18 protein-coding genes and 1 tRNA gene are annotated in these 22,687 nt (G+C 58.6%); 15 read left to right on the plus strand and 4 right to left on the minus strand.

Annotated features, from left to right (window positions below; translation table 11 throughout):
• Positions 1–34: 34 nt before the first annotated feature.
• On the minus strand, positions 35–2,668 hold the full coding sequence (gene mutS / locus LPB19_RS09015; RefSeq protein ID WP_206642602.1) for a DNA mismatch repair protein MutS: 2,634 nt from the start codon (positions 2,666–2,668) through the stop codon (positions 35–37).
• An 80-nt stretch (positions 2,669–2,748) separates the two neighbouring features.
• Between mutS and pncC the strand changes: the two genes are divergently transcribed.
• The 9 genes from pncC to LPB19_RS09060 all read left to right on the plus strand — a co-directional run bounded on the left by pncC (position 2,749) and on the right by LPB19_RS09060 (position 11,367).
• Positions 2,749–3,249, plus strand: a complete 501-nt coding sequence (pncC, locus tag LPB19_RS09020) for a nicotinamide-nucleotide amidase (RefSeq protein WP_206645747.1) — start codon at positions 2,749–2,751, stop codon at positions 3,247–3,249.
• A gap of 188 nt (positions 3,250–3,437) precedes the next feature.
• On the plus strand, positions 3,438–4,481 hold the full coding sequence (recA, locus tag LPB19_RS09025) for a recombinase RecA (RefSeq protein ID WP_206642603.1): 1,044 nt from the start codon (positions 3,438–3,440) through the stop codon (positions 4,479–4,481).
• A gap of 198 nt (positions 4,482–4,679) precedes the next feature.
• Positions 4,680–5,129, plus strand: a complete 450-nt coding sequence (locus LPB19_RS09030) for an OsmC family protein (RefSeq protein WP_206642604.1) — start codon at positions 4,680–4,682, stop codon at positions 5,127–5,129.
• 55 nt (positions 5,130–5,184) lie between these two features.
• Entirely contained in the window at positions 5,185–5,985 is an 801-nt protein-coding gene (locus LPB19_RS09035) for an enoyl-CoA hydratase (protein WP_206642605.1), read from the plus strand.
• Between the two features lie 38 nt (positions 5,986–6,023).
• Entirely contained in the window at positions 6,024–7,667 is a 1,644-nt protein-coding gene (locus tag LPB19_RS09040) for an acyl-CoA synthetase (RefSeq protein WP_206642606.1), read from the plus strand.
• A 6-nt stretch (positions 7,668–7,673) separates the two neighbouring features.
• On the plus strand, positions 7,674–8,609 hold the full coding sequence (locus LPB19_RS09045; RefSeq protein ID WP_206642607.1) for a LysR family transcriptional regulator: 936 nt from the start codon (positions 7,674–7,676) through the stop codon (positions 8,607–8,609).
• A gap of 95 nt (positions 8,610–8,704) precedes the next feature.
• A complete protein-coding gene (locus LPB19_RS09050; RefSeq protein WP_228289073.1) occupies positions 8,705–10,471 on the plus strand; it encodes an alkaline phosphatase family protein in 1,767 nt (588 codons plus the stop codon).
• A 48-nt stretch (positions 10,472–10,519) separates the two neighbouring features.
• On the plus strand, positions 10,520–10,804 hold the full coding sequence (locus LPB19_RS09055; protein ID WP_206642608.1) for a hypothetical protein: 285 nt from the start codon (positions 10,520–10,522) through the stop codon (positions 10,802–10,804).
• 92 nt (positions 10,805–10,896) lie between these two features.
• Positions 10,897–11,367, plus strand: a complete 471-nt coding sequence (locus tag LPB19_RS09060; RefSeq protein ID WP_206642609.1) for a flavodoxin family protein — start codon at positions 10,897–10,899, stop codon at positions 11,365–11,367.
• A 7-nt stretch (positions 11,368–11,374) separates the two neighbouring features.
• Here LPB19_RS09060 and LPB19_RS09065 read toward each other — a convergent pair whose 3' ends face one another.
• Entirely contained in the window at positions 11,375–11,785 is a 411-nt protein-coding gene (locus tag LPB19_RS09065) for a PilZ domain-containing protein (RefSeq protein WP_228289074.1), read from the minus strand.
• A gap of 212 nt (positions 11,786–11,997) precedes the next feature.
• Here LPB19_RS09065 and LPB19_RS09070 point away from each other — a divergent pair, with 212 nt between their 5' ends.
• From LPB19_RS09070 to LPB19_RS09080, 3 genes are read left to right on the plus strand one after another with little or no spacing between them, the layout of a single operon-like run.
• Positions 11,998–14,406 (plus strand): Lon protease family protein, encoded by a 2,409-nt coding sequence (locus LPB19_RS09070; protein WP_206642610.1) that lies wholly within the window; start codon positions 11,998–12,000, stop codon positions 14,404–14,406.
• A 38-nt stretch (positions 14,407–14,444) separates the two neighbouring features.
• Positions 14,445–15,071 carry a response regulator FixJ gene (gene fixJ / locus LPB19_RS09075; protein WP_206642611.1) on the plus strand — a complete coding sequence of 209 codons (627 nt, stop codon included), beginning with the start codon at positions 14,445–14,447 and terminating at the stop codon, positions 15,069–15,071.
• Positions 15,072–15,118: 47 nt separating this feature from the next.
• A complete protein-coding gene (locus LPB19_RS09080) occupies positions 15,119–16,693 on the plus strand; it encodes an ATP-binding response regulator (RefSeq protein ID WP_206642612.1) in 1,575 nt (524 codons plus the stop codon).
• Positions 16,694–16,710: 17 nt separating this feature from the next.
• Here LPB19_RS09080 and LPB19_RS09085 read toward each other — a convergent pair whose 3' ends face one another.
• Positions 16,711–17,595, minus strand: a complete 885-nt coding sequence (locus LPB19_RS09085; RefSeq protein ID WP_206642613.1) for a MaoC/PaaZ C-terminal domain-containing protein — start codon at positions 17,593–17,595, stop codon at positions 16,711–16,713.
• Between the two features lie 256 nt (positions 17,596–17,851).
• Between LPB19_RS09085 and LPB19_RS09090 the strand changes: the two genes are divergently transcribed.
• Entirely contained in the window at positions 17,852–18,883 is a 1,032-nt protein-coding gene (locus LPB19_RS09090; RefSeq protein ID WP_206642614.1) for an AraC family transcriptional regulator, read from the plus strand.
• Between the two features lie 146 nt (positions 18,884–19,029).
• A tRNA-Asp gene (locus LPB19_RS09095) sits at positions 19,030–19,106 on the plus strand.
• Between the two features lie 217 nt (positions 19,107–19,323).
• Here LPB19_RS09095 and LPB19_RS09100 read toward each other — a convergent pair.
• Entirely contained in the window at positions 19,324–20,376 is a 1,053-nt protein-coding gene (locus LPB19_RS09100) for an AraC family transcriptional regulator (RefSeq protein ID WP_206642615.1), read from the minus strand.
• A 149-nt stretch (positions 20,377–20,525) separates the two neighbouring features.
• On the opposite strand from LPB19_RS09100, the gene LPB19_RS09105 reads away from it, so the two are divergent.
• On the plus strand, positions 20,526–22,595 hold the full coding sequence (locus tag LPB19_RS09105; RefSeq protein ID WP_206642616.1) for an oxidoreductase: 2,070 nt from the start codon (positions 20,526–20,528) through the stop codon (positions 22,593–22,595).
• The last annotated feature ends 92 nt before the right edge of the window (positions 22,596–22,687 follow it).

Here is a 22,687-nt window from a genome sequence, read left to right on the forward strand (position 1 = left end):
TTTATGCCTGGCCCGAAAACTGTGTGGCGCACCGCTATTTGCGCAGCAGTTGTTTCAGCTCATAGAGCTGGTTGAGCGCTTCTCTGGGGCTTAGCCCGTCGACATCGACGCTCTTCAGTGCTTCCTCGACAGCGCTCGGCTCCAGTGAGGCGAACATGTCGCCCTGGAAGGCGGGCTCGGACGCTGCCGGTTGTTTCGCTGTGGCCGCTTCCACGCTTGGAACGGGCTGCCCGGCAGACGACTCGCCACTGGCCGGCACGGTGCTGCTTTCGAGGTGTGCCAGCTGGTCCTTGGCGTTCCGGATGACGTCCTGGGGAACACCGGCCAGCTTGGCGACCTGAAGCCCGTAACTCTGGCTGGCGGGGCCTTCGTGCACGTTATGCAGGAACACGATGTTGTCATCATGCTCGGTGGCGGTCAGGTGAACGTTCACGGCGTGTTCGAGGTCGTCAGCCAGCTGGGTCAGCTCGAAATAGTGGGTCGCGAACAAGGTGTAGCAACGGATGTTCTTCGCCAGGTGTTCGGCCGTGGCCCATGCCAGTGACAAACCATCGAAGGTGCTCGTGCCACGGCCGACTTCGTCCATCAACACCAGACTGTATTCGGTGGCGTTGTGCAGGATATTAGCGGTTTCGGTCATCTCTACCATGAAGGTGGAGCGTCCGCCGGCGATGTCATCGGAGGAACCCATCCGGGTGAAAATCCGGTCTACCGGCCCCAGCACCGCCCGGTTGGCCGGGACGAAGCTGCCGGTGTAGGCCAGCAGGGCAATCAGTGCCGCCTGGCGCATGTAGGTCGACTTACCGCCCATGTTCGGGCCGGTGATCACCAGCATGCGGCGTTTGGTGTCCATCAGCAGGTTGTTGGGCACAAATGGCTCATCCAGCAGTTGCTCCACCACCGGGTGACGGCCTTCCTCGATGTCGAAGCCCGGAGTTTCAGTGAATTCCGGCGGGGTAAAGCGCAGGCTGGTGGCGCGCTCGGCAAAGTTGGCCAGCACATCCAGTTCTGACAGCGCCTGGGCGGCATCCTGCAGCGGCGCCAGTTCGGCCGCCACGGTTTCCAGAACCTCGTCGTACAGAGCCTTTTCCCGGGCCAGTGCCCGGCTTTTGGCGCTGAGCGCCTTGTCTTCGAATTCTTTCAGCTCCGGGGTGATGAAGCGCTCGGCGTTTTTCAGGGTCTGTCGGCGGATATAGTCCGCCGGCGCCTGGTCGGACTGGGCCCGGCTGATTTCGATGTAGTAGCCGTGGACCCGGTTGTAACCGACTTTCAGAGTACTGATGCCAGTGCGTTCGCGCTCGCGGGTTTCCACATCGAGCAGGTACTGGCCGGCGTTTTCACTGATGTTGCGCAGTTCGTCCAGTTCTTCATCGAAGCCCTCACGAATAACGCCACCGTCGCGGATCACCACGGGCGGGTTGTCGATCACCGCCCGCTCCAACAGATCGGCCAGCTGTGGGTACTCGCTGACGATCGTCGCTAGCTTGACAATGTGGTGGGAGTTCACCGGCTTGAGCGTTTCCTGCAGGTCCGGAAGCACCTGAAACGCGTCGCGCAGGCGGGCCAGGTCCCTCGGGCGGGCCGAGCGCAGGGCCACACGGGACAGCACCCGTTCGATATCGCCGACGGCTTTCAGGTGGTCATGAACGGGTTCGTAATGGAAACCATCCAGCAGTGCCGAAACCGCCTGCTGGCGTTGCTTGACTATGGTCACATCGCGCAGGGGGCGGTTCAGCCAGCGCTTGAGTTCCCGTCCACCCATGGCGGTTGCGGTGCGGTCCATCACCCAGGCCAGCGTGTACTGGTGCCCGCCCATGAGGTTGGTGTCGATTTCCAGATTGCGCCGGCTGGCCGCATCCAGAATCACCGCTTCGTCCCGACGTTCGCGGGTCAGTTTGCGGATATGCGGCAGGGCGGTACGCTGGGTTTCCTTGGCGTATTGCAGCAGGCAGCCGGCAGCGCAAATGGCGAGGTTGAGGTCCTCGCAGCCGAAACCAGTCAGGTCGCGAACCTGCAACTGCGAGGTAATCACCCGGCGCGCCGTGTCGGCTTCGAACAGCCACGGCCCCTGACGGCGGATGCCGGTGAAGCCCTCAAGGATTTCCTCATAAGGGAAGTCTTCGCTGATCAGGATTTCGGCCGGGCGCAGGCGCTGCAATTCGCCCTGCAGGGCCTCCAGGTTTTCCAGTTCAGAAACCGAAAAACGGCCGCTGGAGATATCCAGTGAGGCAAAGCCAAACTGTTCCCGGTGGCTGTAAATCGCCACCAGAAGGTTGTCACGCCGGTCTTCCAGAAAGGCGTCGTCACTCAGGGTGCCCGGTGTTACGACGCGCACGACCTGGCGTTCGACAGGTCCTTTGCTGGTGGCCGGGTCGCCAATCTGCTCAGCAACGGCAATGGACACGCCGGCGCGCACCAGGCGGGCGATGTAGCCTTCGGCTGCGTGGAACGGAATGCCGGCCATGGGGACCGGATTGCCGCCGGACTGGCCCCGGGCCGTCAGCGTAATATCCAAGAGCTCCGCGGCTTTCTTGGCGTCGTCATAAAACAGCTCGTAGAAGTCCCCCATGCGGTAAAACACCATCTCGTTTGGATGTTCACCCTTGATCTTGAGGTATTGCCGCATCATGGGCGTGTGCTGGGACAGGTCGGTTTGAGCTGCTGACATGGAGGCTTCCGGATTGACTGCTTTGGATGAGGTGGGCAATTGTAAGAAAATAACCGTCGGGATGAAATGAGGAGAGCATGATGGTGACCAGCGATCAGGAACTGAACCAGGCGGCTGCAAGGCTGGGAGAGCTGCTGGAGTCGAAGGGGCGAACCATTGTCACCGCGGAAAGCTGCACCGGTGGCTGGGTGGCCAAGGTTCTGACCGATCGGGCAGGCTCGTCGGCCTATGTGCTTGGCGGGCTGGTGACCTACAGCAACGAGGCCAAGCACGGTTGGCTGGGAGTTACCAGCGAGTCGTTACAGATGCACGGTGCCGTTAGTGAGCCGGTGGTGCGAGAGATGGTGGCCGGCGCCCTTGCCAAGTCAGGTGCCAGCGTCGCGGTGGCTATTAGCGGTGTAGCAGGCCCCGGGGGTGGAAGTCCGGACAAGCCCGTAGGGACAGTGTGGTTCGCCTGGGGGTCTAATGCCGAGTCTACACAGACAGCATTGAAACAGTTTTCCGGAGATCGCGATCAGGTGCGTCGGCAGGCTGTCGTGTATGGCCTTCAGCAGGTGCACGGCTATTTACAGGATGCCTGATACCGATTTTGAAAAAGGATATACAGGAAGACACGCAAAGGGGGTTGGTCTCTTTTTCGGGTTGTGTTTTAATACTGTTCAAATATACAGGGAATTACTGTATCTGCTGTACAGCTTCCCCACCATTGGAATCCACTACCGGTCCGGCTGGTTGACAGGTGGTAACAGCAACAGAGGGTTTTGCACTGATGTCTGACGATAACCGCAAGAAAGCATTAAGCGCAGCACTGGGCCAGATCGAGCGCCAGTTTGGCAAGGGCGCCGTGATGAAAATGGGCGATCAGCCCCGCGAGGCCATTCCTGCGGTATCCACCGGCTCTCTGGGGCTGGATGTGGCGCTGGGTATTGGTGGCCTGCCTTATGGTCGTATCGTAGAAATCTACGGACCGGAAAGCTCCGGTAAAACCACGCTGACACTGCAAGTAATTGCGGAAGCCCAGAAGCAGGGCAAGACCTGTGCCTTCGTCGACGCCGAGCACGCGCTTGACCCGATCTACGCCGAAAAACTGGGCGTAAACGTGGACGACCTGCTGGTATCCCAGCCGGACACCGGTGAGCAGGCGCTGGAAATCGCCGACATGCTGGTGCGCTCCAACGCGGTAGACGTGATCATCGTGGACTCGGTTGCGGCACTGACGCCGAAGGCGGAAATCGAAGGCGAGATGGGTGACAGCCACGTGGGCCTGCAGGCGCGTTTGATGTCCCAGGCGCTGCGTAAGCTGACCAGCAACGTCAAGAACGCCAACTGCCTGATGGTGTTTATCAACCAGATCCGTATGAAGATCGGTGTCATGTTCGGTTCGCCGGAAACCACCACCGGTGGTAACGCGCTGAAGTTTTACTCCTCCGTTCGTCTGGATATCCGTCGCATCGGTGCTGTGAAGGAAGGCGACGAAGTGGTGGGTAACGAAACCCGCGTGAAGGTGGTTAAGAACAAGGTATCCCCTCCGTTCCGTCAGGCCGAGTTCCAGATCATGTACGGCAAGGGCATCTATCACATGGCCGAAGTTCTGGACATGGGCGTGAAAGAGGGCTTTGTGGACAAGTCCGGCGCCTGGTATTCCTACAACGGCGACAAGATCGGCCAGGGCAAGGCGAATGCCTGCAAGTTCCTGGAAGAAAACATGGATCTGGCCACCGAAATCGAAGCCAAGGTCCGTGACAAGCTGATGCCGAAGACGGAAAAGAAAGTGGCCGAGGCGCCGGCCGAAGCGAACGGCGAGTTACTCTAAAATCGTGATCAACCCTGCGTATTCGTTCCGTCTGAGGGGCGATGCGCAGGGCGCACATCCGCATGGCACCAGTTGTCTGCCCCCCCCTGTCAGTTGATTTGCATTAGCCTGGCTAATGCAACCGGATAGTAATCCTCGTTTTACGCCCGGCTTAACCGTTTCTATGATGAAGGCTCAGAACCCACAGGAGCCGACGTCATGTCCACCCATCAGGCCGCTATCCGCTGGCAGCGTGCTGACCACGAATCAGAGTCAGACACCTACTCTCGCAACCACCACGTCATCTTGAACGGCGGCCAGCAAATCTGTGTTTCGGCCTCCGAAGAATTCAAGGGTGATCCGCAATGCGCGGACCCGGAGCAAATGCTGGTGAGCGCGGTATCCAGTTGCCACATGCTGTTTTTCCTCGCCATCGCGGATTTTCAGGGCTATCGGGTGGAATCCTATGAGGACGACCCCAAAGGCTACCTGGAAAACATGGAAAAGAAGGGGAAGGCGGTGACCCGCATTGAGCTGTCACCGCGAATCACGTTCGGTGGTGACAAGATGCCTGACCAGAAGGCGCTCGAACGAATGCACAGCAGTGCTCACAGCAACTGTTTCATTCGCAACTCCATCACTGCGGACGTCAAAATCAACTATCTTTAGAACAATTATTCTTAATCAGGCGTCGCTACCAGGGGGCGCTTGGCGGAGATAACTTATGAGTGACACCCAGTCAGTGGCGGCCGAGCTTCTCCGAGAGGATAAGGAGGGCGCGGTCTATCTGACGTTAAATCGCCCGGACAAATTCAACACGCTCTCCGAGTCCTTGCTGGATGCATTGCAACACGAGTTGGATAACATCGCGTCCGATCCCTCGGTGCGATGTGTGGTCATCGGCGCCAATGGCCGAGGTTTCTGTGCGGGACACGACCTGCGGCAAATGCGCGCCCATCCCGATCACGACTATTACCAGGGGTTATTCCGGCGCTGCAGTCGGGTGATGCAGGGCCTGGTCAACCTGCCGGTGCCCGTGATTGCCAGGGTTCAGGGCATGGCCACGGCGGCCGGCTGTCAGCTCGTGGCCAGCTGTGATCTGGCTATTGCGGCCCGATCGGCCACTTTCGGGGTGTCTGGCATCAACGTCGGGCTGTTCTGTTCAACCCCCGCGGTGGCCCTGTCCCGCAATATCAACGCGAAGCGCGCGTTTGACATGCTGGTTACGGCGGATTTTATCGATGCGGACACCGCGATGGGCTGGGGCCTCCTGAGCGGTGTGGCGGAGGACTCCGATCTGGATGCCGCCGTCGCTGAAAAGGTTGAGGTGATCCTGAGCAAGAGCCCGGCAGCGGTTCGATTTGGCAAGACGATGTTCTACCGCCAACTGCAAATGCCGCTGGCTGATGCCTATGAGCTGGCAGGCGCCGTGATGGCGGACAACATGATGAGTCCTGATGCCGGAGAAGGCATCGACGCGTTTCTTGAAAAGCGTAAACCAACGTGGGAGCAGCCGGGCCGATAGCGATGGCGTGCGGCGCGGTCAAGGTGGGAGCATAAGTGATGAATGACGTCAGTCAGTTCGATGAGGGCTTGGGTAAAAACGCCGCCAACCATGTACCTCTGTCCCCCCTGAGTTTCATAAGGCGCGCCGCTGCCGTTTATCCCCACAGAACAGCTCTGATATACGGCGACACACGCTACACCTGGCAACAGACCTACGCTCGCTGTTGCCAGCTGGCGTCGCTGCTGCAGGATTTCGGCGTTTCGCGGGGCGATACGGTGGCCGTGATGTTGCCCAATGTCCCGGCGATGTATGAGGCTCATTTTGGCGTGCCGATGACCGGGGCTGTGCTCAATGCCATCAATATCCGGCTTGATGCGGCAACCGTGGCCTTTATCCTGGATCACAGTCGCGCACGGTTTCTGCTGGTCGACCCGGAGTATGCCGATGTTGTCGAGATGGCCCTTGCCCGGATGAACGGGGCCGCTCCGGTCATTATCAATGTGCCTGACGCCAGCCAGGGTGCGCAGACGCTCATTGGCAACCACGAGTATGAAACGCTGCTGGCCGGCCAGCCCGAGACACTCGACTGGCGCCTGCCCGCCGACGAATGGGACGCCATTGCGCTGGGCTACACCTCGGGCACTACCGGCAATCCCAAAGGCGTGGTTACTCATCATCGTGGTGCCTACCTGAACGCCGTCAGCAACGTGCTGTCCTGGACCCTGCCCGCCAGCGTTACCTATCTCTGGACGCTGCCGATGTTCCATTGCAATGGCTGGTGTTTTCCCTGGACCCTCGCGGCCATCGGGGGTACCAGCGTCTGCCTGCGGCGCGTTGACCCCGAGCTTATCCTTGAGCTGATTCCACAACACCAGGTCAGCCATTACTGCGGTGCTCCCATTGTCCATGCCATGATTGCCGATGCCGCCCGTGCCGCGGGCACCACCTTCGATCGTCCGGTTGCCGGGTTGATCGCAGGCGCTGCGCCGCCTGCCACGGTGCTGGAGCGTATGGAGAAAATCGGTGTGGCGCTCACCCATGTATACGGGCTGACAGAAACCTATGGCCCGGCTACGGTCTGTGCGAAGCAGGATGATTGGGCGCAACGCCCGCTCGACGAACAAGTCCGGCTCAACGGACGTCAGGGGGTGACCTATCCGCTGGAAGAAGACGTCGCAGTCCTCGACCCGGCGACCATGGAACCGGTCCCTGCCGACGGGCAAACCATGGGCGAGGTGATGTTCCGGGGCAATATCGTTATGAAGGGCTATCTTCGCAACCCGGCGGCCACCAAAGAAGCATTCGCCGGTGGCTGGTTTCACTCCGGCGACCTGGCCGTGATGGAACCGGACGGCTACATCAAGATTCGTGATCGCTTGAAAGATGTCATCATCTCAGGCGGGGAGAACATCTCGTCCCTTGAGGTAGAGGAGGTCATTCTCCGGCACCCGGATGTTGCCCTCGCCGCGGTGGTTGCCATGGAGGACGCCAAGTGGGGAGAGGTTCCTGCCGCCTTTGTGCAGCTGCGCCCTGACGCAGAACTGAACGAAGCGCAGCTGATTGCCTTCTGCAGGGACAACATCAGCCGGTTCAAGGTGCCCAAAAAAGTCATCTTCGGCCCGCTGCCGACCACCTCGACGGGCAAAATCCAGAAGTTCCTGTTGCGCCAGCAGCTTGGCACTGGGACCTCGCCGGGCTGATTGGTTTTGTCCCGACTCCCGCCACTGATAGCGCTGTCTTACTTTGAAGTCGCTGCGCGAACCGGCAGTTTCGCTGCGGCGGCCAAGGAACTCAACGTCACGCCGGCAGCCATCAGCCATCAGATCAAGGCACTGGAAGACTATCTGGGCATAGAGCTGTTTGTTCGCCACCACCGCCGGGTCACCCTGACCTCAGCCGCGCGAGTGGCTCTGCCCGATCTGCAGGAGGGATTTCAGGCCCTGGGCCGGGCAGTAGACCGGATTCGTTCCCATGGCGAGCAAAGCCTGGTTGTCACCGTCTGTTCCGAGCCCCTGTTTGCCACAAAGTGGATTGTGCCGCGTTTGCACCGGTTCTACGCCCGTTGCCCCGAGGCTGAAGTGCGCCTGCAGGCGAGCCTCCACACCGTTGACCGGGGAGTGGATACCAGCTTTGGTGTGAACGATCTCAAACGCGCGGGCATCGACGTCTCGGTTCGCCTCGGCTTTGGCCGGTACAGCGGGCTCTCGGTCCAGCATCTGATGGACGTGGAACTGAGCCCCATGTGCGCGCCCGAACTTGCCAGCAAGGTCGCGAGAATCGATGAATTGGGCGGTTTGCCGTTACTCAGTGACAGCACGCTCACCCGGCTGGATCAGCCCTGCGGCTGGAAGGCCTGGTTTGCTCAGCAAGGCAGCGAGAGTGGCCCGTTTCGGGAGCTGCGCTTCGGAAACGGATTGCTGACGCTGGAAGCCGCCATTGCCGGTCAAGGTGTATTGCTGGGCAGCCCGGAACTCCACCAGGCCGAGCTGGCTGCCGGAAAACTGGTGGTCGCCCTGGATCAGCGACTCAGCTGCGGCCAAGCATACTACGCGGTCAGTGCCGGCGCCGGGACCGAGCGGCCCATAGCGACACTGTTCCGCGATTGGTTGCTGGAAGAGGCGGACCAGCCATGCTTAGCCTGAACCTGTCGGCAGGCTTTGGGGGTTACTTGAATGTCGGTCATTCTCTGATTTACTGAATACACGCATCGCGTTGGTGTTTCCGTCTGGTAGGGGGAGTGGTGGTAGCGATTGCGTTCAAGGGACGCTTCACCACGCAGGGTATCCGCATGATTCGGTCACACCGTCTTCTCTCACAGGCAGCTCTGATCAGCTGTCTTTTCAGTGCTTTCCCCTTGGCGCCTGTTCTGGCAGAAGAGCGCGAACCGCCGAGGTTGATCCTGCAAATCACAGTGGATGCCTTGCGGGCCGATATGCCTGAGCGGTATCGGGCAGTACTTGGCGAAAGCGGATTCCGGTGGCTTTGGGATAACGGCATCACCTACAACAACGCCAACTACCAGCACGCCAACACCGAAACCATCGTCGGCCATGTGTCGTTGGCCACCGGTACCACGCCTTCGCGTCATGGCATGATCGGCAATGTCTGGTTCGATCGTGAGCAGGAACGTCTGGTATACAACATAGAGGATGCAGACTACCGGCTGCTGACGGCCGGGGCAGACGTAGACGACCAAACGGAAATTGATCCGACACAGAAGGCGGCCTCGGCAGATGGCCGTTCTCCCAAGGCGATTCTGACGTCGACATTCAGTGACGAGCTGGCGCTGCACTTCAATGGTCAGTCGAGGATCTTCGGAGTGTCGGTCAAAGACCGTGGAGCCGTGTCCCTGGCGGGGCAAACCGGCAAGGCGTTCTGGTTTTCCAAGGCCAGCGGCGAGTTCGTTACCAGCAATTATTACTACGACGCATACCCCGATTGGGTACGGGAGTGGAACGAAAAGCAGCTCGCGCAAACCTACGCAGGTAAGTCCTGGAGCCTGCTTCACAGCGCGAGCGAATACCTGTTCGGCAAGGCCGACGATCAGGATTATGAAACCGATTTCCCGGGTTTCGGCCGCACCTTCCCGCACCCATGGGGGGAGGGCGATGACAAGTATTTCACCACCCGCCTGACCCTAAGCCCTGCCGGTGATGAGCTCACACTGGATTTCACCAAGGCGCTGATCCGCGCCGAAGCGCTTGGCCAGGATCGTCTTACCGATTACCTGTCGGTGAGCTTTTCGTCCACCGACTACGTGGGCCACGTTTTTGGCGCGTCGAGTCTGGAATCGGAAGACAACCTGGCCAGGTTGGACCGGACCTTATCAGACCTGCTGGCCTTCGTGGATGATGCGGTTGGTCTTGAGCGCACGCTGATTGTGCTGTCTGCGGACCACGGCCAGCCAGAGGTGCCCGGACACCTCCATGCCCGGGGTTTCCAGGGGGCGGCCTATTTCGATGTCGAGGGCGTGGACAAGTTGCCGGTCTTCTCAGAGTTGAAAAAAACTCTGGGCATCGAAGGTCAGTTGGTGGAAGCGTTTTTCCAACCGTACATTTACCTCGATCAGCAGCTCATGGCGGAGCAGGGTGTGGATAGGGGGCGGGTTGAGCAAGCGTTCGCCTCTGCGCTGATGCAGCTTGATGGAATTGCGGCGGCCATACCCAGTTCGGCGCTGCGCACAGGCGCCTTTCCCGGTATTCCGGTGATCGATTCCGTGCTTCATAACTACCACCCGAAACGCTCCGGCGATATCTACGTGGTGTTCGAGCCCAATGTGTTCATCAATGATTTTGATGGCCTGGAAGTGGCGTCGGTGCACGGCTCCCCCTGGCGTTACGATACCCACGTCCCGGTGATTTTTGCCGGCTATGGCTTGAAGCCCGCGACCATCAGCCGGGCGATCACACCCTACGACATTGCGCCCACGCTTTCCGCTCTGATTGGCGCCAAACAGCCGTCCGGGGCGACGGGTGAAACACTGGCGGAAGTTCTGGGTCAGTAAAAAGAGCGAATTTCGGTATTTAATGCACAGCGATCGGAGGGCACAACCGTGCGGCATTTACTCTGTATCGTGATGGCGGCGGCGCTGACCATGGGGTTTGCCGCCGCCAGCGTCTATTACGACGACTGGACCCTGCTGCCCCGGGCCGGAGCGATCATCGTTGTCATGGGGCTTCTTGTGGAGTACTGGCCCCTGTTGCGAACCCCATCGGTCGAGACGGTGTCGCGGGAATTCCGGCAATCCATACACACCTCCACCCGGGTGACCATCTCTCTGACCTGTTACGGCACGATTATCTGGGCCTTTGGCGATCTGATCGGACAGCTGGTCTGAGAACCCAAAGGCTTATGGGGCTGTCAGGGGCCGTTGTAACGCACTGATCTACGGCGTAGGGTACTGGCATCACGAGGACTTCAGGAGTCACCATGGGAAATCGCAGAAAGCTTCTGGTCGTGGCCCATGCGCCTTCCCCGAATACGCTCAAACTCCGCGAGGCAGTAGAGCAAGGCGCTCGCCACCAAGACATTGAGAACGTCGATGTGACCGTTCTGGCCCCCCTTGATGCCGGACCGGAAGACGTGCTCGCTTGCGACGCCATTATTCTCGGAACGAGCGAGAACCTGGGGTACATGAGTGGCGCGCTGAAAGACTTTTTCGACCGCAGCTATTACCCCTGTCTGGAGCAGACCCAGGCCCTGCCTTTTGCCTATTACATTCGAGCCGGGCATGACGGAACCGGTACCCGTCGCGCTATAGAGAGTATCGCAACCGGATTGCGCTGGAAGCGGATGCAGGAGCCATTGATCTGTCGGGGCGAATATCGGGACGAGTTCGAAGACCAGTGCCGGGAACTGGGCCTGTACATGGCCGCCAGCCTGGACGCTGGCCTGATTTGATCGTCAATCAACTGGCGTAGCGGTTATAGAACGCTTCGATCCGGGACAGGGCGTTGTCGACCGCCCGGGAATAGCTCTTCTGCTCAAGGCAGTAGCTGAATTGCAGGCTTAACCGGTAGCCGGTCTGGAAGCGCTGGCACCGTACAACCCTGGCAGAAACGCGGGACTCGTTGATGTATTTGCCGTCAAAATCGAGGCTTAAGCGAACACCCGCGTCAATGGGCCGAGGGCAGAGGACGGCCATGCCGTAGCGATTCAGATCCAGGCAGGTAACGGCCGTCGGCGCTTTGCTTCGGCCGAAAAAACTCCGTTCGCGCAGCTGAACTTTCAGGCAGGATGCCGGATAGCGCTGCTTGATTCTGCGATCCTTGGTGTCCTTGGTCATCACGGCGATTCCATTGCTCGTTGTTGTTCTCACCGGCAGGAGCCCTCCCGGAGTTGAAACGGAGACCGAAATCAAAGTGTAGATCTGGAACATTTGTCTGAAAATGCGTCTTGCTGAAAGTGTGAAACACTTGTCATTTATGATGAGCAGGCTAACCAAGCCTGAATTACCCGGCCACACGCGACACAAGCCGTTGCAGACTCTACAATGTCCGGCCAAAGCGACAAACGTTACAGGATCAAACCTTGAAGTCATTGCCCCTGCACCAGCTGTATAAAGCCTGCGTTCTCAAAGACCTGCCTTTCAAAACCACCCGGCAGTTAGAGCCGTTGTCCGAGATTGTCGGGCAGAACCGTGCTCAGGAGGCGGTGCGATTCGCTCTTGCGATGCCGCAAGGCGGATACAACGTCTACGCGGTCGGACGGAACGGGTTGGGTAAGCGCACAATGATGCTGCGCTATCTCGAGCACCACGTCGACACCGACCAGATGGCTCATGACTGGTGCTATGTGGCTAACTTTGAAGACCCCAGGGTTCCGCGCCTGCTCAAGCTGCCCGCCGGCAAGGGCGCTCAACTCAGGCAGGACATGGAAAAGTTGATGAGCCGGCTGGTCAAGGTGATTCCGCAAACCTTTGACAGCGACAGCTTTCTCGAACGCTCGGAACAGCTCAAAAACGAGCTGGCCAAGAAGCAGGAAGACGAACTGGAAAAGATCGCCGCCCAGGCCAAACGCAAGAAAGTCAGCCTGACGGTGACGACGCCCGGCGGGTACCGTCTGGTGGCGATGAACGGTGATGAGCCCCATACCGCGGAAAGCTTTCAGGCGCTGACCGACGAGCAGCGTGCCAAGTTCGAAGACGACATCAACAACCTGGAAAAGAAGCTCCGTCAGTGCCTGCGGAAATTGGCGGACTGGGAACAGGAGTACGCCGACAAGTACCAGGCGCTGAATAAGGAAACCCTGGAAAGTGTTTCCGGGCACCAGATTGATGAGCTGATTGAAAAATACCGTGATCTCCCGGATGTTGGTGCCTTTTTCGAATCCGTTCGGGAAGATTTGGTCGAAAACCTCGATGTTTTTCTCGACGAGAACGACGAGCAGGCGGCCATCGCCTACGCATCGCTCGACAAGAAAATGCCCCGGCGCTATCTGATCAACCTGCTGGTGCATCAGAAGACCAACGAAGTGCCTGTGGTGGTGGAGGACAATCCTAACTACCACAACCTGTTCGGTTACGTGGAGAACGTGACCTACAAAGGCACGGTGTTTACCGATTACTCGTTGATTCGTCCCGGCAGCCTGCACCGGGCCAACGGCGGCTACCTGCTGATGGATGCCATTAAGGTACTTGAGCAGCCTTATGTCTGGGACGGGCTCAAGCGGGCCCTGCGCTCCCGTTCCCTGCAGATCAACTCCCTTGAGCGTGAGATGACCCTGTCGGGCACCATCTCGATTGAGCCCGAGGCGGTGCCCCTGGATGTCAAAATTGTTCTGTTCGGTGACCGGGAAACCTGGATGCTGTTGCAGGAATACGATTCTGAGTTCTCCGAGTTGTTCCGGGTGACGGCGGATTTTGAAAACGAAATGCACCGCTCCGATGAGAGCCAGCTGCTGTACTCAAAGTTCATTGCCAGCCTGGTGAGTGAGAAAAAACTGTTGCACTGCAACAACAAGGCCGTGGCCCGGGTGATCGAATACAGTGCCCGGGTCGCCGAGCACCAGGACCGGCTCTCGCTGCATGCGGCCGATATCGCCAACCTGTTGCGGGAGTCTGATTTCTGGGCGCGCCAGGCCGGCGCGAAGCTGATCGGTGACCAGCATGTGGAACAGGCGCTGGAAAGTGCCCGTTACCGCAGCAGCCGGATCCGCGATCAGCTTTACGATTCGATCCGGGATGGGTCGACGCTGGTGGATACCGCCGGAACCCGCATTGGGCAGGTCAATGCGCTGTCGGTGCTGTCCACCGGAGGTTTCGAATTTGGCCTGCCAAACCGTATCACTGCAACCTGCTACTATGGAGATGGGGCAGTGATGGATATTGAGCGGGATGCAAAGCTGGGTGGTAACATCCATTCCAAGGGGGTGATGATACTCACTTCCTGGCTGGCGTCGCATTTTGCCGTTAATGATCCTATGCATCTCTCGGCAAGTATCACCTTTGAGCAGAACTATGGTGAGGTCGATGGCGACAGCGCCTCGATGGCTGAATTGTGTGCCCTGATCTCCTCGCTGGCGGGTATTCCGGTCAGGCAGGATCTGGCGATGACCGGCTCCGTAAACCAGTTTGGTGATGTCCAGCCCATCGGCGGTGTGAACGAGAAAGTGGAAGGCTTTTTCGCCACCTGTGAGTTAAAAGGCGGGCTCACCGGTACGCAGGGCGTCATTGTTCCGCACAGTAACGTGCAGAATCTCATGCTGGATCGCGAGGTGGTGCAGGCGGTTCGCGAAGGGAAGTTTGTGGTGTATGCGGTCAGCCATCTGGAGGAGGCCGTTAGCCTGATGCTCGGCAAACCGGCGGGTAAGGCCGACGAGAACGGGCGGTATCCGAAACAGAGTGTGTTTGGCATCATTCAGCAGCGGCTGGAAAAAATGCGCGAACATGAACGGCAGGAAAACGCCCGTGATGAACACAAGGATCCCTCTATTCATTGAGGGACCCAATAAAAAAAGGGACAGGAGAGATCACACAGATGACTGATATCCAGCAGACGGTATACGTAGTAGAGGACGATGAAGCGGTTCGTGATTCACTGGAGCTGCTGCTGAAATCCGACGGAAAATCGGTAGAAACCTTCGAGAATGCGACCGCATTTCTCAAAGAGTACTCCGACAAAATGGCCGGGTGTATCGTGCTGGATATTCGTATGCCAGGCATGGATGGTATGGAGCTTCAGAAAAAGCTTAACGACAAGCACTCCATACTGCCCATTATCTTTGTGACCGGACACGGCGATGTGCCCATGGCGGTGGATGCCATGAAAGAGGGCGCGGTGGACTTCATCCAGAAGCCCTACCGGGAGGAAGCTCTGCTGGAAAAGATTGAGGCAGCACTGGCGCAGGATCGCGAGCAGCGCAAATCCCTCGACGAAAAACAGGAAATCATCCGCCGGATCAAAACCCTCACGCCGCGTGAGCACGAGATCATGGATCGAATGATCGCCGGTCAGGCGAACAAGGTTATTGCCATTGAGCTGGAAATCAGTCAGCGCACGGTTGAGATTCACCGTTCCCGTGTGATGCACAAAATGGGGACTCATTCGCTAGCGCATTTGGTTCGTATGGTATTGTCCGTAAAGGACCTTATCGACGCGCGGTAATGTTGCCGTCATGATACGGAGACGTTTCTAATCCGGCCCCCGTTAATATGACTGAATCTGACAGTGCGAACTCGGAGATCACGGTTCTGTTGGTGGACGACAACCCACAGAACCTCAAAGTTCTCTATGAGACCCTGAAAGACAAAGGCTATCGCCTGCTAATCGCCAATGAAGGCGAGAAAGCTCTGGATCTCGCGCACCGCCACCATCCGGAAGTCATTCTGCTGGACATCATGATGCCGGAAATGGACGGCTATGAGGTGTGTCAGCGCCTGAAAGCCAATCCGGAAACCGCCGACTGTGCCGTCGTGTTCCTTTCTGCCCTTGATGATCTGCAAGCCAAGGTAAAAGGCTTCTCGCTGGGAGGGGCCGATTACATCTCCAAGCCGTTCCAGTCTCTGGAAGTCATTGCCCGGGTGAAAACCCACGCCCAGGTCATCCGGCTTGAGCGCCAGCTCCAGGCCCGCAATCGTGAACTCCAGAGTGATCAGACCCGCATACTGAACTCAATCAGTGAGGGCATTTATGGTCTGGATGAGCGCGGTAATATCGAATTCGTAAACCCGGCCGCAGCACTGATTGTCCGCAGTTCGGTAGATGAGCTGATCGGGCGGAACTTCTTCGAGCTACATTTCCCGGATGCATCCGAGGCTGCAGACCTTCCCGTGCACGCTACCTGCCAACAGGGTGTGGCAGAAAATCAGCGCAACATTCCTATGTCCCGGGCTGATGGCACCAGCTTCCCGGCGGAATATCGCGCTACCCCGAAGCTGGACAATGAAGAATTGCATGGGGCTGTGGTGGTGTTCCGGGATATCACTGCGGACCTCGAAAACGAAGCCGCGCTGGAAGAAGCCCAGGCGCTGGTGCAGGAGCAGCGGGACCAGTTGGCTCATACCTCGCGGTTAACCACCATGGGGGAAATGGCGGCCGGATTCGCCCATGAGGTGAACCAGCCTCTGACCGCCATCACTAACTACGCTCGTGTCGCGAAGCGCATCATGAGCAAGCAGGATGCGCCGGACATCACTCTGCTGGGCGAAACGATGGACAAGATCGAGGCGCAGTCGCACCGGGCAAGCGAGATTATTCGTCGTATCCGACGGTTCGTGAAAAAGCCTGCGACGGGCAAGGAAGTGCTCTCCGTGCCGGCGTTGCTTGAGGACACCCGGCAGTTTGCCGAAGTTGACATGCGAAATAATGAAGGTGGCATTGAGCTGCTGTTGCCGGAGTCTCTGCCGGACGTCATGGCGGACCCCGTTCAGGTCCAGCAGGTGGCGCTTAACCTGATCCGTAACGCCCTTGAGGCGACCCGAAGTGCCGATGTGGCCGAGCCTGTGAAAGTCAGCGCCAGCCTGGATGGAGCCGGTACTGTGCGGGTTCAGGTGCGGGATCACGGAGTCGGCTTGCCACCGGATGCCGAGGACAATCTTTTTCTGCCGTTCTACACCACAAAGTCCGATGGCATGGGTATTGGTCTGGCAACCTGTCGGTCCCTGATTCAGGCCCAGGGCGGTGATATCGGATTCGATCGCCCGGAAGACGGCGGTGCCTGTTTTTACTTCACGCTTCCTGTAGCAGGCGAGGGCACTGGTAGCGCGGCCGCAGACGGCGCGCGTTAAGGCTGCCCTTCACAGCCTCAGGCCTGCAGCCATTCGATGCTCCCGCTCAGGTGCGGAGCGTCGCCTTTCTCGTTTACCAGCTGAAATGGCCATTCCGAAGGGCCGGCTTGCCATTGGAGTTGTGCCTGCCCCGGTAAGAACAGCGGTTTCTTGAAGTGGCAGTTCACCCGTACCGGACCCTCTTTCCAGCCTTCCTGACTTTGAAGCGTTGCCAGCACCCTGGCCTTGCTCCACATGCCGTGGGCGATGGCCCGCGGGAATCCAAAGGCTTTTGCGGTCATGGCGTACAGATGTATCGGGTTGCTGTCGCTCGATACCCGGGCGTATTGCCGTCCAGTATCCGCCGGTGCGTTGATTGTCTGCTGATGCGGGTAATCTGGCATTTCGGGGGGGTGGCGAGTGGATGAGGCTTTGCGCGAGTCCTGGTTCGCAATCCGGAACAGGAGTGTGCTGCACTCCTCCCACACCTTGTCACCGCAGGCGATGGCCTCAGTGAGCAATTCAAATTCGATACCGCGGCTGGTTCTGCTCTGTTCGCCGAGGCAGACACGCAGATCCAGGGGCTCTCCGGTTCCGATTGCCCGGTGCTGAGTAATGCTGTTGCGCAGGTGAACCAAGCCCAGCAGGGGAAGCGGAAATTCCTTTTCCGTCAGCACCTTCATCTGCAGCGGAAAGGCCATGACGTGAGGCCAGGTGATCGGCAGATTCAGGCTCGGGGCGAAACCGCAAACTCGGGCATAGCGGGTGAGGTTGTAGCCCGCGCTGCGTGCGCCGACCAGCGAGGCGGACAGCCGGGGCAGTTGAATGTCACTGCTGGGAGCACTGCGGCCCGGCCTCAGGGCCCTGGTGTAGAGGGGCAGGAGGCCGGGCGAGGTGAACTGGTAAGTGCGGGTATCAGGCATGGCCATGTTCTCCGGGTTGCGGGTTTTCTCCAAACTGTGCGGGCTGTGCTGACCACTCAGTACCGGTCGTGTTGTTATTCTGGTACAACTGTGCGTCTGTGGCCTGATATGCTCTAATATCGGGCGTGAGTCCTGAAAGCTTCAAAGCAAATGACCTTCAGTCTGGCAAAGGTTGTCAGGCCGAGCATTGACTTGGCGTGCCCCGGCATAGGTCTGTCGGGTCAAAGTGGAATTAAACAAAAAAAAGCGGGATCTTATGCAGGAACTTCGTGACGCAGGAGTGATGTTGCGCCTGATTTACGAGGCGATGAAAAAGCACGGTGTGGATACCGATGCGATTTTCACACGCCTGGGCGTGGACGAAAATTATGTTTATACCGAGCATTTGCGTACCCCCCACAGCGCGCAGCTCTACTTCTGGCAGGTGGTTGAGGACGTGTCTGGCGATCCCGACATCGGTCTTCACCTCGGTCAGCGATTGCCGGCCTACAAAGGCCAGGTGCTCGAGTATCTTTTCCTGAGTAGCCCCAATTTTGGCGAGGGATTGCGTCGGGCCCAGAACTATCAACGCCTGTTAAGTGACGCGGCAAAAACTGACTTCTTTATTGAGGGTGAAAACGCCTGCATGGTGCTGGACACAGCCTCGGAAGATGTCCGGCGTCTGAAACACTTCAACGAATGCTTCGTTCTGGGGCTGATCACCTTCTTCCGCTCCATCACCGACGGTTCCTTCCAGCCCTCGCGCGTTGAGTTTGAACACGACCGGGATGAACGTCAGGACCACGTCGCCGAAGTACTCGGTTGTGAGGTGACGTTTGGCGCCCCGGAAAATCGCCTGTATTTCCCGGCCAGTGCGCTGGCCCATCCGTCGCCCCATGCTGAGCCGGAGCTTCTGGACCTGCACGAGCGCTTTGCCAGCGAGCAGGTGGCCCGTCTGGAGAAGAAAGATATTGTCGGGCAGGTGGAGCGCATTGTTGCGGAGCTGCTCGATAGCGGTGAGGTGACGCTCGATGCGGTCGCGGAGCGCTTGGGTATCAAGGCCCGGACCCTGCGCACCCGGCTGACCGAAGCAGAAACCAGCTTCAACCAGGTGTTGGCGGAGTTTCGCTACCGGCTTGCGCGACAGCTGCTGGCGACTACCGACGAGTCCATTGACGAGATTGTCTACCTGACCGGATTTTCCGAGCCCAGCACCTTCTATCGTGCGTTCAAGCGGTGGTCAAACATGACACCGATCGAGTACCGTAAAACCGCGCAGGGGAAAGACGCGCTGGTAGATGCCATGTAACAACACGGCCGCAAACAGCGCGTGAGAATTTTTTTCTGGAAAAGCGTTGACATAATTAAGGGCGTCTTTATAATGCGCCCTCGTTGTCACCGAGCACTCTCGCCCGAGATTGCAGGCCCGGACAGGGGCACGGTGGTGATCAACGCGGAGCGGTAGTTCAGTTGGTTAGAATACCGGCCTGTCACGCCGGGGGTCGCGGGTTCGAGTCCCGTCCGCTCCGCCATTTTTACTTCCCGAATTTCTTTTCTTGCTCAATTGGCCCAGGTCAATTTTTCTTGAGCATTTCCTCAAAACGTCACGCTATCGTCATGATCTTTGTCTAGACTTTCCTGTGTACAAAGCGTCAGGAGACAAGGCATGTCCGACTACATTGAGGAGTTGCTCGAAAGTCAATTTGAAGAGTTTGATGACGACGAAGGCTGTGATGATGCCGTCGAAATCTAGATTTTCCTTTCCAATCGATTCCGATGCTCACCGGGGCTGATGCCGTACCAGCGCCGGTAAGCCTTGTGGAATGCCGGCGGGTTGGCGAAACCCAGTAGCCAGGCAATCTCGGCCAGCGACGTGTTGGTTTCCCGAATGTAATCGGCCGCCAGTTGCTTTCTCGTGCGGTTCACCAACTCCCGGAATCCGGTACCTTCTGCCGCCAGGTGGCGTTGCAGTGTCCACGGCGTCAGGCCAAGTTTGGTGGCGATGGTGTCCAGGTCCGGTGTCTCACCCTGCATCAGAGGGGTCAGCAAATGCTGAACCCGGTCGGCCATGCTCCAGCCCCGTTCAATCAGAGCCAGTTCGCGCTCACAGTTGTCAATCAGATATGCGTGCATGGCTGGCTGGGCCTGGAGCGAGGGCGTGCTCCAGATCTCGGGTTTCAGGGTGATGGCGTTTTCTTCCGCACCGAACAGAACAGGACACCGGAACCAGCTTTCAAACACCTCGTCCTGGCCGATTGAGCGATATTCGATGTCGACCCTCTCCAGAACTTCATATCGGCCGGTGATGGTGCGGACAAACTGGGTCCAGCCCGCCAACACCGAATCCACCACAAAGTAGTTAAATGCGTTGTAGGGGCGGATGGAATAAAACGCGGCTTGATGGTTCCCCACCCGAACTGATGGCCGTCCGCGACTGTTCTGGCTGGTCAGAAGTGCGTAGCGGATCAGTGTTTGGAGGCCGTCACCCACGGTGCTGGCGGACTGGCCAGCCAGGCCGGCAATGCCTGCGTCAAGCGGGCGTGTCAGCGCGCCCATGCGCAAGCCCAGGGCGTGGTTGCCACTGCGTGCTATTGCAGCCTGCCCCAGGCGCATGAAGCGGGGGATGCTGATCCTGGCGGCCGACGAATTCAGCGTCTGTTCGCTCAGGCTGAATTCGTCCATGAGCGCTTTGGTGTTCACGCCCTCTGCGGCGGCCGCGCGCAGCAGGACCGAGGCGTAAAAAACGCTGATGTCACCAAGTGCGTTGCGTGGTGTGGGTGGCTTCAAAAGTGTGTCCGTCATGGGTGGTATTGTCAGACAAGTTGGTCAGGGATAGCAATTTGTTATTTCGGGATATTGTTGGTTGCCGGTAAGCCGAGTAATTTAATCGACATTCCGGCCCCCGCAGGTGCTTCGGCGCGCGGGGGATACGACAATAAAGGAGACCAAACATGACCGATACCACCACACCGGGCGTTGCCAAGTACCCGAACTTGCTGAAGCCACTGGATCTTGGCTTTACCACGCTGCGTAACCGCACCCTGATGGGTTCCATGCACACGGGGCTGGAAGAAGCCAAGAACGGTTTCGAGCGCCTGGCCGCCTTTTACGCCGAGCGTGCTCGTGGCGGAGCCGGTCTGATTGTCACCGGTGGTATTGCGCCGAACGTTGAGGGTGGAGTGTTTCAGCATGCCGCCAAGATGACCACCGACGACGAGGTGGAAAAGCACAAGGTCATCACTCGCGCCGTTCACCAGGCCGACGGCAAGATCTGCATGCAGATTCTGCATGCCGGTCGATACGCCTACTCACCGGAGCTGGTCGCGCCTTCTGCCATTCAGGCGCCGATCAATCCGTTCAAGCCCAAAGAGCTGGATGAAGAGGGGATCGAAAAGCAGATTCAGGATTACGTGACCTGCGCGGCCCTGGCCCAGAAAGCCGGTTACGATGGCGTAGAGATCATGGGCTCGGAAGGCTACTTTATTAACCAGTTTATCGTGTCCCATACCAACCAGCGTACCGACCGCTGGGGAGGCAGTTACGAAAACAGGATTCGTCTGCCGCTGGAAATCGTCCGTCGTGTCCGTGAGGAAGTGGGCGAGAACTTTATTCTGGTTTACCGCCTGTCCATGCTGGATCTGATTGAGGATGGCAGCACCTGGGAGGAGGTGGTCCACCTCGCCAAAGAGATCGAAAAGGCCGGCGCGACCATCATCAATACCGGCATCGGCTGGCATGAGGCGCGGGTGCCGACGATTGCCACCTCTGTGCCGCGCGGGGCTTTCACCAAGGTCACCGCGCGTCTCAAGGGTGAGGTAAGCATCCCTCTGGTGACAACCAACCGCATCAATATGCCCGATGTGGCTGAGAAGATTCTTGCCGAAGGGGATGCTGACATGGTGTCCATGGCGCGTCCGTTCCTGGCCGATGCCGATCTGGTCCTGAAAGCCGCGGAAGATCGCGCTGACGAAATCAACACCTGCATTGGCTGTAACCAAGCCTGTCTGGACCATACCTTCAGCGGCAAGCTGACGTCCTGCCTGGTTAACCCCCGTGCCTGTCACGAAACCGAACTCACCTGGGTGAAAACCGCCAATCCGAAGTCCTTTGCTGTGGTGGGTGCTGGTCCTGCGGGGCTTGCGTTTGCCACCACGGCGGCTGAGCGTGGGCACAAGGTGACCCTGTTTGACGCCGGGAGCGAGGTGGGCGGTCAGTTCAACGTGGCCAAGCGCATTCCGGGCAAGGAAGAGTTTTACGAAACCCTGCGCTACTTCCGCGTAATGCTCGACAAGTACGGCGTGGACGTTCGCCTGAATACCCGCGTTGGTGTGGAAGACCTGAAAAGCGGCGGATTCGATCAGGTGGTTCTGGCCACTGGTGTCGAGCCCCGCACGCCGGATATTGAGGGTGTCGACCATCCGAAGGTGATTGGCTACCTGGATGCTCTGCTCGGTCGCAAGCCGGTTGGGCAGAAAGTTGCGGTTATCGGCGCCGGCGGTATCGGCTTCGACGTGTCCGAGTTCATCGTTCACAAAGGCGAGTCACCGTCTCTGGATACCGACCACTTCATGCGGGAGTGGGGTGTCGACCTGAGCGTCGGGCACCGCGGTGGCATCAAAGGTGTGCAGGCGGAAGTGCCTGAGCCGGCGCGCGAGGTTTACCTGCTGCAGCGCAAGGCATCCAAGGTTGGTAAAAACCTCGGGAAAACTACCGGCTGGATTCACCGGACGTCGCTGAAGCATCGCAACGTTCAAATGGTGCCGGGTGTGACCTATCGGAAAATCGACGATCAAGGCCTGCATATCACCATCACGCCCAAAGGCGCGGAGTTGGGTGAGGATCGGGTGCTGCCGGTGGATACCATCATTATCTGTGCGGGCCAGGAACCGTTGCGCGAGCTGCAGGCGGGCCTTGAGTCAGCTGGCGTGCCGGTGCACCTGATCGGTGGCGCCGACGTGGCTGCAGAGCTGGACGCCAAGCGAGCTATCAGTCAGGGCACGCAGTTGGCAGCGGAGCTGTGAGACGCGGTTCCGCGTGACACAAAACGTTGCAGTTTTCTCCTGTGCACAGACAGCGGACTGGCTAGACTAGTACTCAAAGAAATAGCCAGCGA

Source organism: Marinobacter salinisoli (genome assembly GCF_017301335.1).
In the GTDB taxonomy this organism is placed as follows: Bacteria; Pseudomonadota; Gammaproteobacteria; order Pseudomonadales; family Oleiphilaceae; genus Marinobacter; species Marinobacter salinisoli.

What these genes read in the sequence shown, in the direction of transcription:
- mutS (WP_206642602.1), bottom strand. Translation starts at nt 2,668, where the DNA reads ATGTCAGCAGCTCAAACCGACCTGTCCCAGCACACGCCCATGATGCGG.
- pncC (WP_206645747.1), top strand. Translation starts at nt 2,749, where the DNA reads ATGGTGACCAGCGATCAGGAACTGAACCAGGCGGCTGCAAGGCTGGGA.
- recA (WP_206642603.1), top strand. Translation starts at nt 3,438, where the DNA reads ATGTCTGACGATAACCGCAAGAAAGCATTAAGCGCAGCACTGGGCCAG.
- LPB19_RS09030 (WP_206642604.1), top strand. Translation starts at nt 4,680, where the DNA reads ATGTCCACCCATCAGGCCGCTATCCGCTGGCAGCGTGCTGACCACGAA.
- LPB19_RS09035 (WP_206642605.1), top strand. Translation starts at nt 5,185, where the DNA reads ATGAGTGACACCCAGTCAGTGGCGGCCGAGCTTCTCCGAGAGGATAAG.
- LPB19_RS09040 (WP_206642606.1), top strand. Translation starts at nt 6,024, where the DNA reads ATGAATGACGTCAGTCAGTTCGATGAGGGCTTGGGTAAAAACGCCGCC.
- LPB19_RS09060 (WP_206642609.1), top strand. Translation starts at nt 10,897, where the DNA reads ATGGGAAATCGCAGAAAGCTTCTGGTCGTGGCCCATGCGCCTTCCCCG.
- fixJ (WP_206642611.1), top strand. Translation starts at nt 14,445, where the DNA reads ATGACTGATATCCAGCAGACGGTATACGTAGTAGAGGACGATGAAGCG.
- LPB19_RS09080 (WP_206642612.1), top strand. Translation starts at nt 15,119, where the DNA reads ATGACTGAATCTGACAGTGCGAACTCGGAGATCACGGTTCTGTTGGTG.
- LPB19_RS09085 (WP_206642613.1), bottom strand. Translation starts at nt 17,595, where the DNA reads ATGCCTGATACCCGCACTTACCAGTTCACCTCGCCCGGCCTCCTGCCC.
- LPB19_RS09090 (WP_206642614.1), top strand. Translation starts at nt 17,852, where the DNA reads ATGCAGGAACTTCGTGACGCAGGAGTGATGTTGCGCCTGATTTACGAG.
- LPB19_RS09100 (WP_206642615.1), bottom strand. Translation starts at nt 20,376, where the DNA reads ATGACGGACACACTTTTGAAGCCACCCACACCACGCAACGCACTTGGT.
- LPB19_RS09105 (WP_206642616.1), top strand. Translation starts at nt 20,526, where the DNA reads ATGACCGATACCACCACACCGGGCGTTGCCAAGTACCCGAACTTGCTG.